Origin of the sequence: Mesorhizobium comanense (assembly GCF_005503535.1) — a bacterium.
GTDB classification, from domain to species: domain Bacteria; phylum Pseudomonadota; class Alphaproteobacteria; order Rhizobiales; family Rhizobiaceae; genus Mesorhizobium; species Mesorhizobium comanense.
Genome location: NZ_SCNN01000005.1, coordinates 68,574 through 80,586, shown reverse-complemented (window position 1 = coordinate 80,586; position 12,013 = coordinate 68,574). Strand labels below are relative to the sequence as shown.

At 63.7% G+C, this 12,013-nt stretch carries 11 protein-coding genes; 2 read left to right on the top strand and 9 right to left on the bottom strand.

Annotation, left to right across the window (positions count from 1 at the left end; genetic code table 11):
* Position 1 precedes the first annotated feature (1 nt).
* On the top strand, positions 2-370 hold the full coding sequence (gcvH, locus tag FFS37_RS10985) for a glycine cleavage system protein GcvH (RefSeq protein WP_137930971.1): 369 nt from the start codon (positions 2-4) through the stop codon (positions 368-370).
* A gap of 17 nt (positions 371-387) precedes the next feature.
* A complete protein-coding gene (gene gcvP, locus FFS37_RS10980; protein ID WP_137930970.1) occupies positions 388-3,198 on the top strand; it encodes an aminomethyl-transferring glycine dehydrogenase in 2,811 nt (936 codons plus the stop codon).
* On the opposite strand, the gene FFS37_RS10975 is transcribed toward gcvP, so the two are convergent.
* The 9 genes from FFS37_RS10975 to FFS37_RS10935 form a co-directional block, all read right to left on the bottom strand.
* A complete protein-coding gene (locus FFS37_RS10975) occupies positions 3,199-4,374 on the bottom strand; it encodes a GGDEF domain-containing protein (RefSeq protein WP_137930969.1) in 1,176 nt (391 codons plus the stop codon).
* A gap of 166 nt (positions 4,375-4,540) precedes the next feature.
* Positions 4,541-5,014, bottom strand: a complete 474-nt coding sequence (locus FFS37_RS10970) for a tetratricopeptide repeat protein (RefSeq protein ID WP_137930968.1) — start codon at positions 5,012-5,014, stop codon at positions 4,541-4,543.
* Between the two features lie 187 nt (positions 5,015-5,201).
* Positions 5,202-5,612, bottom strand: a complete 411-nt coding sequence (locus tag FFS37_RS10965; RefSeq protein ID WP_137930967.1) for a hypothetical protein — start codon at positions 5,610-5,612, stop codon at positions 5,202-5,204.
* A gap of 70 nt (positions 5,613-5,682) precedes the next feature.
* Positions 5,683-6,648 (bottom strand): type II secretion system F family protein, encoded by a 966-nt coding sequence (locus FFS37_RS10960; RefSeq protein ID WP_137930966.1) that lies wholly within the window; start codon positions 6,646-6,648, stop codon positions 5,683-5,685.
* A 1-nt stretch (position 6,649) separates the two neighbouring features.
* On the bottom strand, positions 6,650-7,615 hold the full coding sequence (locus tag FFS37_RS10955; protein WP_137930965.1) for a type II secretion system F family protein: 966 nt from the start codon (positions 7,613-7,615) through the stop codon (positions 6,650-6,652).
* 4 nt (positions 7,616-7,619) lie between these two features.
* Positions 7,620-9,041: a CpaF family protein gene (locus tag FFS37_RS10950; RefSeq protein ID WP_137930964.1), complete on the bottom strand. Its 1,422-nt coding sequence runs from the start codon at positions 9,039-9,041 to the stop codon at positions 7,620-7,622.
* Positions 9,038-10,252, bottom strand: a complete 1,215-nt coding sequence (locus tag FFS37_RS10945) for an AAA family ATPase (RefSeq protein WP_137930963.1) — start codon at positions 10,250-10,252, stop codon at positions 9,038-9,040. The genes FFS37_RS10950 and FFS37_RS10945 overlap by 4 nt, the downstream gene beginning before the upstream one ends.
* A 34-nt stretch (positions 10,253-10,286) precedes the next feature.
* Complete coding sequence (locus FFS37_RS10940; RefSeq protein WP_137930962.1) at positions 10,287-10,556, bottom strand: hypothetical protein; 270 nt, start codon at positions 10,554-10,556, stop codon at positions 10,287-10,289.
* 5 nt (positions 10,557-10,561) lie between these two features.
* Positions 10,562-12,007: a type II and III secretion system protein family protein gene (locus FFS37_RS10935; RefSeq protein WP_137930961.1), complete on the bottom strand. Its 1,446-nt coding sequence runs from the start codon at positions 12,005-12,007 to the stop codon at positions 10,562-10,564.
* Positions 12,008-12,013 lie beyond the last annotated feature (6 nt).

Genomic DNA, 12,013 nt, shown 5'->3' with positions numbered 1-12,013 from the left:
CATGGCAACGACCTATTTCACATCAGATCACGAATGGCTTCGCGTCGAAGGCGGCATCGCCACGGTCGGCATCACCGACTACGCGCAGGAACAGCTGGGCGACCTCGTCTTCGTCGAACTGCCGGAAACCGGAAAGAAGCTGACCAAGGGCGATACCGCCGTCGTGGTCGAATCCGTCAAGGCGGCCTCGGATGTCTACGCGCCGGTCGACGGCGAGATCACCGAAGCCAACGGCACGCTGTCCTCGGACCCATCGCTGGTCAACTCGGCGGCGACCGGCGCCGGCTGGTTGTGGAAGATGAAGCTTGCCGACGAAAGCCAGCTCGCCGGCCTCATGGATGAGGCCGCCTACAAAGCCCATATCGCCTGATAACAGGATCTGAAACGATGAGCGCAGCACTTACCCCCTTCTCGGCCCGCCATATCGGTCCTGGCGTCAACGATGTCAGAGCCATGCTTGCCGTGATTGGCGTTCCCTCCGTCGAGACATTGATCAGCCAGGCCGTGCCGCAGTCGATTCGCCTCGACCTGCCGCTGACCTTGCCAGCGCCGGCCAGCGAAGCAGAAGCGCTGGCCGAATTGTCAGCGAAAATGGCTGGGAATACCGTGCTGAAGAGCTTCATCGGCGCCGGCTATCATGGGGTCCATGTGCCGCCGGTCATCCAGCGCAATCTGTTCGAGAATCCAGCCTGGTACACGGCCTATACGCCTTATCAGGCCGAGATCAGCCAGGGCCGTCTGGAAATGCTGTTCAATTTCCAGACCCTGGTCACCGAATTGACCGGCCTGCCGGTGGCGTCCGCCTCGCTGCTCGACGAGGCGACCGCTGTCGCCGAAGCGGTCGGCATTGCGCTGCGCCACCACCGCGACAAACGCACCAAGGTGGCGTTCGCAGGCACGCCGCACCCGCAGACGCTGGATGTCGTGCGCACCCGCGCCGAACCGCTCGGCGTCGAGATCGACGGCGAGACGATCGACGACAACACCGCCGCCTTGCTCGTCTCCTGGCCCGACACTTTTGGCGTCTATGGCGACCACAAGGGCGCGATCGACAAGGCCCGCGCCACTGGCGCGATCATCGTCTTCATCGCCGACCCGCTTGGCCTGACGCTGACCGATGCTCCGGCGAAACTGGGCGCCGACATCGCCGTCGGCCCGATGCAGCGCTTTGGCGTGCCGATGGGCTTTGGCGGCCCGCACGCCGCTTATTGCGCCGTGTCCGACAAGCTCACCCGCCTGATGCCCGGCCGCCTCGTCGGCCAGTCGACCGACAGCAAGGGCCGCCCGGGCTACCGGCTGGCGTTGCAGACGCGCGAGCAGCACATCCGCCGCGACAAGGCCACATCCAACATCTGCACCGCGCAGGCGCTGCTGGCCAACATGGCGACCGCCTATGCCATCTGGCACGGTCCGGCAGGATTGCAGGCGATCGCCGGCCGCATCCATGATCTTGCAAACCGGCTGGCCAGCGGCCTGAAGGCCGCCGGGGTGGCGGTGCCGGGCGCGAGCCGTTTCGACACGGTGACCGTGGAAGCCAAGGGCAAGGCCGCGCAGCTCGCCGCCGCCGCCGAAGGCATCGGCCGCTTGCTGCGCGTCATCGATGCCGATCATGTCGGCATCAGCTTCGACGAGACCTCGACCGAGGCTGACCTCGACGCGATCGCGGCTCTGTTCGGCGCCACGGCCGCGGCTTCCGCCGAGAGCACGGTGCCCGGCAAGCCGCGTGGCAAGGAGTTTCTGACCCAGCCCGTGTTCCACGAAAACAAGTCGGAAACCGAGATGATGCGCTTCCTGCGCCGGCTGGCCGACAAGGATCTGGCGCTGGACCGCGCCATGATCCCGCTGGGCTCCTGCACCATGAAGCTCAATGCGGCGGCCGAAATGATGCCGGTCAGCTGGCCAAGCATCGCCAATCTGCATCCCTTCGCGCCCGCCAGCCATTCCGCCGGCTATCGCGCCATGATCGGCGACCTGGAGGGCTGGCTGTCGGAGATCACCGGCTTCGACGCGGTCAGCCTGCAGCCCAACGCCGGCAGCCAGGGTGAATATGCCGGCCTGCTCGCCATCCGCGCCTATCACCGTGCGCGCGGCGAAGGCCATCGCACCGTCTGCCTGATCCCCTCCTCCGCGCATGGCACCAATCCGGCAAGTGCCGCAATGGCCGGCATGAGCGTTGTCGTCGTGCGCTGCCTGGACGACGGCAACATCGACATGGACGATATGCGGGCCAAGGCCAACGAGCATTCGAAGAATCTCGCCGCGCTGATGTTCACCTATCCTTCGACGCATGGCGTCTATGAAGAAGGCGCGCGCCACCTTTGCGCGCTCATCCATGAGCATGGCGGCCAGGTCTATTTCGACGGCGCCAACCTCAACGCGCTGGTCGCGCTTGCCCGCCCCGCCGATATCGGCGCCGATGTCTGCCACATGAACCTGCACAAGACCTTCTGCATCCCGCATGGCGGCGGCGGTCCGGGCATCGGCCCGATCGGCGTCCGGGCACATCTGAAGCCCTATCTGCCGGGTCATGTCACCGAAGGATCGGCGCATGCCGTGTCGGCCGCACCGTTCGGCAGCGCTTCCATCCTGCCGATCACCTGGATGTATATCCGCATGATGGGCGCCGCCGGGCTGAAGCAGGCGACGGAGACCGCCATCATCTCCGCCAACTACGTGGCGACGCGGCTCGCGCCGCACTTCCCGCTGCTTTACAAGGGCCGGCACGATCGCATCGCGCATGAATGCATCCTCGACACCCGCGTGCTCAAGGAGAGCGCCGGCATCAGTGTCGACGACATCGCCAAGCGCCTGATCGACTACGGTTTTCACGCGCCGACCATGTCGTTCCCGGTCGCCGGAACGCTGATGGTCGAGCCGACGGAATCCGAGCCCAAGCGCGAGCTCGACCGTTTCTGCGAGGCGATGATCGCCATTGCGGGCGAGGCGGCAAAAGTGGCCCGCGGTGAGTGGCCGCTGGCCGACAATCCCCTGGTCAACGCACCGCACACATCAGCCGAGGCGCTGGCCGGCCAATGGACCCACCCCTACTCGCGCCTGGAAGCAGCCTATCCCGCCGGCAACGTCGACACAGCGGCAAAATACTGGCCGCCGGTGTCGCGCATCGACAATGTTGCCGGCGACCGCAACCTCGTCTGCTCCTGCCCGCCGCTGTCGGACTATCTGGGGGCCGCCGAATAGCTACGCCGAGCGCAAGGCCGGCCCGACCGGGTCGGCCTTGCCCTTCCTGTTCCGGCCGATGACGCAATTGCGGCCCGCCCGCTTGGCTGCGTAGAGCGCGGCGTCGGCCTCGGCCAGGACTTCGTCGAGGCTGGCGCCGTCGCCGCCGCCAAAGCCGATGCCGCCGCTGACCGTGCTGCGCAATGGACCATGCTGGGTGGCAACGATCTCGGTGCCGAAGGCAACGCCGATCTTGCTGGCGAGGTCATGGGCCCGCTCTTCCGTCATGCGTGACATGACAATCGCGAACTCCTCGCCGCCCAGGCGGAAGGCGTCGACGCCGGTCCGGGCATATTTCCTGATCACCGAGGCGAAACGGCACAGCACCCGGTCGCCGACCGGGTGACCGTAAATGTCGTTCGTCTTCTTGAAGTGATCGAGGTCGAACATGGCGATCGCCATGAACGGACCAAAGGTGCGCTCACCATAGAGCGACGTCAGACCCCGACGGTTCATCAGACCGGTCAACGGATCGGTCAGGGTTTCGGCCTTCAGTTCGATCTGCGCCTGCAGGTGATGGAGTGAGAGCGTCAGCGCGCCCAGACCCGTCATGCAGGCCACGGCGACGACGGAATTCAGACGTTCGGCCCAATTGTCGGGCGCGGCCGACAGTGTCCACTGCCCCTGGACCAGCAGGACCACGCTGCAAAGGGCGAAGGAAAGCGCGCAGGTCCCGCTCAGGAACGAAACAACCAGCAGGATCCTGCGATCGTGACTGCCGTTGATCCAGAACATGATGCCGATCGCCGAAAGCAGCGCGGTCACGGTCGCATAGGTGACGATGAAACCGATGCCGTCGAGGCCGAGCGAAGTGACGGCGGCACAGACGGTCATGGCGGTGAGCGTCGGCAGAACGGCGCGCCTGTAGCCCGGCACGCCGAGATACTGCATCGCCGACAGGCAGATGATCATGAAGCCCAGGCTGAGCAGCGCGAGCACGATCTGGCAGAGCAGCGGATCAGGCTCCCTGGTGTATCGCCAAAAGAGGACCACATGCCCGACCAATACGAGTATCCCGCACGCCACGGTCAGCACGAAACCCGCCCGGGGCGCGGTGCACCAGATCGCAAACATGGTGACGCTCAGGCAGATGCCCGACAGCGCGGCTGCGAGCAGGAGCGAACTGAAGTCCAGCATATCGGATGGGGGCCTCTTGAGCGTCGGCAATCCGCCGCATTCTAGGTCAGAGGCGGCCCCCGGATATGGTTTTCAGCCGATCGGTCGAGGCAACTTCGCGACAGGGTTTACAAAGTGTCGATATGGATGCCGAAAGCGCGATGGTGCATGCCGGCATCCGGCGCGGTCAACCCTTGTTCAGGAGCGCGAGATTGGCATTGACCACCGTTGGGTCGGCCATGCCGGCCTTGGCTTCCAGCAGCAGTACCTTGGCCTTTTTCTTGTTGCCGCGCAGCAGCTGCGAATAGCCCATATTGTTGACGATCTGCGGCTTGCGGCCGGCGACCTTCAGCAATTGGTCATAGGCGCGGTCGGCAAAATCGAAACGGCCGAGTTCATCATAGGAGGCGGCGAGCCCCATCCATGCCTCGGCATTGTCCGCCTTCAATTCGACCGCCTTGCGAAAATGCTGTTCGGCCAGGCCGTAATTGGCGTCGCGAAACTGCGCCTTGCCTTGCGCCAGGTCGGAAGCGCTGACGTCCTTGGCCCTCGGCGGGATCGCCGTGGTCTTGGTGGTGTCGACATTGTCGTTCGTCGTGCACCCGGTAACCATCAGGACGGCCGCCACCATGGCCGCCGCCGCGAATCTTGTCTGACGCATGCCCTGCCCCGTCGCCCGATTTGTCGGGTCGTTCTTCGGGAAAGACACTACAGCACAGCAATTAAGCTTCGGTGCCGAAATGCGCCTAAGATTTGGTTTCCGCAGAACGACCCATTAACCACCGGGCGCCGGGCTCGAACACTTTGAAAGTCGGAACCGATAGTTCGGGCAGTGGCCGACGCACAGGTTAGAAAAAGTCGTTGAGATACGCCGCCACGCCGTCCGAGATGCCGACAACCTTGTTTGTGGCCTGGCGGTAGAATTTGAAATTGAGCTCTGTTCCCGGCCCGCCGTCATGCCAGTCCGTCAGGCGTTTCAGTTCGTTGCGGCCCAGCGGCCGCCTGGCCAGCGCCGTGCTTTCGATCGTGAGGCTGACGCGGGGCGTCTGCCGGGCGATGCCCGGCGTGCGCGCAACCGCTTCGGCCGACGTGACGATGCCTCGCGCGAAAAGGCCCTTGCCGCCTTCATTCTCGCTGGCGAACAGGAAAATCGTATCGCCCTTGGCGACATGCTTGCCGCCATACATCGTCTTCCGCGCGGAGAATGCGAATGTCTTCGCCCTTATATCGGCGATTTCGGCCTTGATCGCGAATGCCATGACCGAAATGTATTCCAGTCAACCGGACACCGGAAGCCCGAAGCGGCCGGTAGCGGGCGCGAATACCGGCCTAGTGGCCGCCGGTCATTTTGACGATGATGGGAATGATCGCGATCATCAGCACCACCGGCAGGATGCACACCGTCACCGGTATGGACATCTTCGCCGGCAGCGCGTGCGCCTTCTCCTCGGCCAGCGACATGCGTTTGTGGCGCATTTCGTCGGAGAAGACGCGCAGCGCGCCAGAAAGGCTGGTGCCGAGCTCCTTCGACTGCTGCAACAGCGTGGCGAACGAGCGCACCTCATCGAGACTAAGCCGCTCCGCGAGTGCCTTCAGGGCGTCGTCCAGGCTGCGCCCCGCCCTCAGCTCCAGCGACACCAGTTGCAGGTTCTGGCTAAGTGACGGATAGGTCTTGGCAAGTTCCTTCGAAACGCGCTCGATGCCGGCCTCCATGCTCATGCCCGCATCGGAGCAGACGATCATCAGATCCATGAAGTCGGGGAAGCCGTTGCGGTATTCGCGCATCTTTTCGCGCGTCTTCTGGGTCAGCACCAGGCTGGGCAGGAAGTAGCCCGCCACGCCTGAAAGGATCACGAACGCCCATCGGCTGGTCATGGTGGCGTCGGCGCTGGCCAGCCAATGGTTGAGGATGAAGGCGCCGACCGCGGCACCGACCAGCATCGAGAAGCGTATGATGAAGAACATGCCGACGGCGCGCGGCTCCATGTAGCCGGCCTGGATGAGTTTCATCCGCAAACGGGCGACGTTTTCGGGATCGCTCTTGGCATAGAATTCCTGTGCCCGCTTTACCGCCTTCTCGCGCACGACATCGGCATTCTTCTTCTGCGTCGGCTCGGGCCTGGCGGCCACGGGGCCGGCTTCCACCTTGAGCCGGCGTTTGACTTCGTTGCGGTCGCCCTTGGCCGCCACCATCGGCCAGGCCACCGCGCCGGCGCCCAGGGCCAGCAGCAGGATGGCCACCGGCATCAGCGAGGTCGGCGCGAGCGAGGCAAGGAATTCGATGAAGCCCTGCATCTCAGAACCTGAAATTCGACATCTTGAACATCATCAGATTGCCAAGCATCAACCAGGTGACCGAACCGCCGATCAGGTACCACGTTTTCGGCTCGCCCCAGACGTCGCGGTAGAAGCCCGGCATCAGCGCCATGATGCCGGCAAAAAGCAGCGCCGGTATCGCCGTCAGGATATAGGCCGACATGCGGCCCTCGGTGGAGATGGCGCGCACCTTGCGGCGCAGCTTGCCACGCTCGCGGATGGTCAGCGCCAGGCCGTCAAGGATTTCGCGCAGATTGCCGCCGGAACTCGACTGGATCGAGACGGCCGTGACGAACAGTGGCAAATCCTCATGGCCGACCCTGTCGAACAGTGAATTCAGCGCCGAAACCAGATCGGAGCCGTAAGTCACCTCGTCGGCGACAACGCCGAATTCGGTACCGATCGGATCCGGCATTTCGCGCGAAACCATGGCGATGGCCACCGGCACCGGGTGGCCGGCCTTGAGGCCGCGCGTGATCAACTCCAGCGCTTCCGGCAGTTGCGTGCCGAAACGCTTGTGCCGGCGCTTGCGCATGAAACGCATCGCCATCACCGGCAGCAGCGGCACGAGGCCGACGAACAGGATCAGGCCCATCAGCAGAGGCAGACCATACCACAGGGCAATGATCGCCATGGCCATCGCCACGCCGGTGGTGATCGTCAGGAATCGCGACAGCGGCATGATCATGCCGGACTGCGTGCGCAACGCCCGAAACCGATCCGGCGAGAACAGCGATGCGCCGGATTCGAGACCACGTTCCTTGCGCAGTTGGATCAGCACCTGTTCCTGGCTGATCTTGTTTTCCTGCAGCTTCATGCGCCGGTTGATGGCGGTGCGCTTGTCGCTGCGGCCGGCATAAAGCAGGTAACAGGCCTCGGCGATCATGATACCGGTCAGCGCTGCCCCGGCATAGACGACATAGATCGCGCTGAACCCGTCGAACACGCGGCTACTCCTGCGGCCGGCCGGGTTCGAAATACCGCCCGGGAAACTCGATGCCCATGGCGCGCAGGTCCTCGAGGAACCGCGGCCGAATGCCGGTGGCCTCGAAATAGCCGAGAATCCCGCCATCGGCGTCCATGCCAGTGCGCACGAAGCGGAATATCTCCTGCATCTGGATGACGTCGCCTTCCATGCCCGTCACTTCGGCAACGCTGGTCACCTTGCGCTTGCCGTCGGAAAGGCGTGTCAGCTGGACGATGATGTCGATGGCGCTGGAGATCTGGCTGCGGATCGACTGCACCGTCATCGGCATGCCGGTCATGCCCAGCATCTGTTCGAGACGCGAAATCGCGTCGCGTGGCGTGTTGGCGTGGATGGTCGCCATCGACCCTTCATGGCCGGTGTTCATGGCCTGCAGCATGTCGAAGGCTTCCTCGCCGCGGCACTCGCCGAGGATGACGCGGTCGGGACGCATGCGGAGCGCGTTCTTGACCAGATCGCGCTGCTTCAACTCGCCGTGGCCCTCGATGTTGGCGGGACGCGTTTCCATGCGCGCCACATGCGGCTGCTGGAGCTGAAGTTCGGCGGCGTCCTCGATGGTGATCAGCCGCTCGTCCTCGGGAATGAAGGCCGACAGCGCGTTGAGCATCGTCGTCTTGCCGGTGCCGGTGCCGCCCGAGATGATCGTCGTCTTGCGGGCATGGACGGCAGCGGCCAGCACTTCGGCCATATTCTGGGTGATGGCGCCGAACTCCACCAGCCGGTGCAGGCCGAGCTTGTTCTTGGAGAATTTGCGGATCGACACCAACGGCCCGTCGACCGCAACCGGGCGGATCGCCGCGTTGAAGCGCGAGCCGTCCAGCATGCGCGCGTCGACCATGGGCTGGGATTCATCGACGCGGCGGCCCACGGCGGCGACGATCTTGTTGATGATCCGCAGCAGATGCGCCTCATCCTTGAAGGGGATATGGACCTGCTGCAGCTTGCCCTTCTTTTCGATGAAACAGTTCTGGTGGCCGTTGATCAGGATGTCGTTGATGTCGGGATCCTTGAGCAACGGCTCGAGCGGACCGAGGCCGACCATCTCGTCGACGATATCGTCCACCAGCGCGTCGAGTTCGACGGTGTTGATCGCCATCCGCTCCTGGCGGGTCTTTTCCGACACGAATTCATGCACCTGGCGGCGCATCTCATCCCTGGGCAAGCGCTCCAGCGCGACGAGGTTGATCTCCTCGAGCAGCATGCGGTGGATGCGCACGCGGGCATCGAGCACCTTGTTGGCATTCTTGCCCGGCGCGACCTCGGCCTTGGCCGGCGCGGTCTTTCGGCTGGTCGGAATAATGACGGCATGATGCGCGACCGGCATCGACTCGACCGGACGTGGCGGGCGGGTGTCCCGGTTCTGCAGGGTGGAGAAGCGGCTGCTCATCCTGCTTTCCTCTTGAGCAGGCCCCTGCCCAGGCTGAACAGGGATTTCGACTTGCCGCCAGTGGCGACCGCCTCTTCCGGCAGGATGATTTTCTTCAGATCGTTGACGACATTGGCGTTGGCGTCGATCTCGTGCAGCGGTACGCCGCGGTCGACCGCCTCGCGCACCAGTCTGTAATTGTTGGCGATGCCGCCGACAAAATGCTCGCCGAGGATTTCCTGGACGTCCGCCTGCTTGATGCCGTTATCGAACATCTTCTGCTCGAACCGGTTGACGATGACGTTCGGCTTCACTTCCTTGCCGGCGGTCTCATAGACCGCCTGGATCAGCCTTTGCGTATGGCGCAGGCACGGCACCGTCATTTCGGCGACGATGTAGAGCTTGTTGGATCCGAGCAGCACCGTCTCCGTCCACGGAAACCAGGTGCGTGGCATGTCGATGATGACGTTGTCGAAATAGGCCGAGACGAGATCCAGCATGCGCACCACGACATCGGTCTTGAACGAACGCATCTCGGCCGGGTGCGTCGGCGCCGCCAGCACGCACAGGCCGCTGGCATGCTTGGACAGCATCACGTCCAGCAATTGCCGGTCGAGGCGTTCGGGCTGGTTCTCGATCTCGGTGATGTCGAAACGCGGCTCCAGGTCGAGATATTCGGCGCAGGCGCCCTGCTGGAAATTGAGATCGACCACGCAGGTCGAAGCGCCGCGCGTCACCGAATGATGCAGCTGGAACGCGGTCTGCAATGCCAGCGTCGTGGTGCCGACACCGCCGGCGGCCGGCATGAAGGTGTAGATCTGCGATTCCGTGTTTTCCTCGCGCCCCGGCCCTTGCAAGGCGCGCACGACGGAACGCACCAGATCGGCGGTGGTGATCGGCTTGACCAGGAAGTCGGCGACCTTGAGCTGCACGAGGATGCGCACGGCGGCGGCATTGAACTCCTGGGTGACCACGACCACCGGCGCCTTGCCTTCCAGCCGGCGCATGATGCGCTGCAGCGACTCGATCTCCTCCAGCCTTGCCGCGTCCATGTCGACGATGATGGCGCCGAACTCGGCTTCCTGGATCTCGCCGCGCAATTCGGTGACATTCTTTTCCACCGTCAAGAGCTGGATGATCTCGGAAGCGGCAAAGGCCGTCCGGGTATCCTGCGCGAAGGTTCTGTCCGTCGAAACGAGCAGGATTTTGCGGGTCTTGATGCCGTTTGCCATTTTTGTCAGCCTGTCTGCGCGGTCGCCCGTCTGGTCAGTTGGTCGTGGTCGACTGCGATGTCTTCGCCGCGGCGGCCTGATCCGGCGTAACAGTCGTCGCGGCGGCGCGCTTGGCGGGCACGAGAAGCCTGGTGTTCTGGACGCCGTATTTCCAGGGATCGACCATCTGCATGACGGTGTTGGCGGCCTGCGCGTTGCCGGCGCCGGATGTCACACCTTCGCTGCGGACATAATCATCGCTGGTGCAGCCGGCCGCGAGGCCGGCGAGAAGCAGTGCAATGCTCGATCTGAGGACCAGACGCATGGTTTTCAGTCCTTCGGCAGGTCGAGGAAATGCCCGACCGTGGTGGCGGGAGCGGCGCGCGCCGTGCTGCCGTCGGCCAGCGCCAGTGTCCGGCCGGCTTCCGATGCCTTCACTTCCTCGGTGTTGTTGAGGAAATAGTCGACATTGCTGGCCGGCCGTGTGCCGTCAGTCGGCTCGGCCATCTTCTTCGACGGGTCGACCGGCTTTACCAGATAGGGTGTGACGAGGATGACCAGGTCGGTCTCGCGCCGCTGGTAGGATTTCGACGAGAACAGCGATCCGAGCACAGGCATCTTGCCGAGTCCGGGGATGCGCGACGTGGTGACGTCGTTTTGTGTCTGCAGCAGCCCCGCGATCATGAAGCTCTGGCCGTTCTTCAGGTCAACCGAGGTCTTGGCGCGGCGGACAATGAAGCCCGGTACCGAAATGTTGCCGATGTTGTAGGACGCCGACGCATCGATCGAAGAGACTTCCGGCGCGATGTCGAGGCTGACCAGGCCGTCCTTGAGCACGGTCGGCGTGAAGTCCAGGCTGACGCCATATTTCTTGTAGGTGACAGAAATCTTGCCGTTATCCTCCGAAACCGGGATAGGAAATTCGCCGCCGGCGAGGAAGCTCGCCGTCTCTCCGGAGCGAGCGATCAGATTGGGCTCGGCCAGCATACGGGCAAGACCGCGCTCCTCCAGCGCCTTGACCGCGATATCGATTGAAACGCCGTTCGACAGCAAGCTGCCGATGATCTCGCCTGTCCCTGCGGCCGGCACTGTGCCTGGGTCGATGGTGACGTTGCGCCCACCGAAGCCGTAGGCGAAATTGGCGCTGTATTTGGCGCCGAGGTCCTGACCCGCCTGGCGGTTGATCTCGACGAATCGGACATTGAGCTGGACCTGCTGCGACGACGAGATGTTGACCGAGTTGATCACGTCCTCTTTGCCGGAAAAGCGCGTGGCGATCTGGTTCGCCTTTTCGGCGGCTACCGCGTCATCCGCCTCGCCCGACAGCACGACACGGCCATTGGCCGAACCGACCTTGATCTTGGCATCCGGCACGCTGGCGCGGATGGTGCTCGCCAGTTGGTCGGTGTCGAGCGTCACCTCGATATCGACAGTGCCGACAAGCTGCTTGTTTTCGTCGAACAGCGCGATGCCGGTCGTGCCGAGATTGTTGCCGAGCACGTAGAAGGATTTGTCGGTCAGCGGATTGACGTTGGCGATCTCCGGATCGCCGATGACGATCTGGTAGAAGGCCGCGCTGGTCACGATCGTCTTGGGCTTGCCTTTGGCGACCTTGATCGACGCGTTCTTGGTCGCCGACACATAGACGACCTCGTTGTCCGCCCTGGCCGTGCCGGGCAAGGCGAATACGCCGCCTAGAGCCAGTGAAGCCGCCATCGCCAGAGCGCCCAAAGAGCGCAGCCAGCCCGTAGTCCGATATTGGGTACGCATCAGCATTGTCCC

Excerpts from the sequence above, each read along its gene's own strand:
- FFS37_RS10935 (WP_137930961.1), bottom strand. The coding sequence starts at position 12,007 with ATGCTGATGCGTACCCAATATCGGACTACGGGCTGGCTGCGCTCTTTG.
- FFS37_RS10950 (WP_137930964.1), bottom strand. The coding sequence starts at position 9,041 with ATGAGCAGCCGCTTCTCCACCCTGCAGAACCGGGACACCCGCCCGCCA.
- FFS37_RS10975 (WP_137930969.1), bottom strand. The coding sequence starts at position 4,374 with ATGCTGGACTTCAGTTCGCTCCTGCTCGCAGCCGCGCTGTCGGGCATC.
- gcvH (WP_137930971.1), top strand. The coding sequence starts at position 2 with ATGGCAACGACCTATTTCACATCAGATCACGAATGGCTTCGCGTCGAA.
- FFS37_RS10960 (WP_137930966.1), bottom strand. The coding sequence starts at position 6,648 with ATGCAGGGCTTCATCGAATTCCTTGCCTCGCTCGCGCCGACCTCGCTG.
- gcvP (WP_137930970.1), top strand. The coding sequence starts at position 388 with ATGAGCGCAGCACTTACCCCCTTCTCGGCCCGCCATATCGGTCCTGGC.
- FFS37_RS10945 (WP_137930963.1), bottom strand. The coding sequence starts at position 10,252 with ATGGCAAACGGCATCAAGACCCGCAAAATCCTGCTCGTTTCGACGGAC.
- FFS37_RS10965 (WP_137930967.1), bottom strand. The coding sequence starts at position 5,612 with ATGGCATTCGCGATCAAGGCCGAAATCGCCGATATAAGGGCGAAGACA.
- FFS37_RS10940 (WP_137930962.1), bottom strand. The coding sequence starts at position 10,556 with ATGCGTCTGGTCCTCAGATCGAGCATTGCACTGCTTCTCGCCGGCCTC.
- FFS37_RS10970 (WP_137930968.1), bottom strand. The coding sequence starts at position 5,014 with ATGCGTCAGACAAGATTCGCGGCGGCGGCCATGGTGGCGGCCGTCCTG.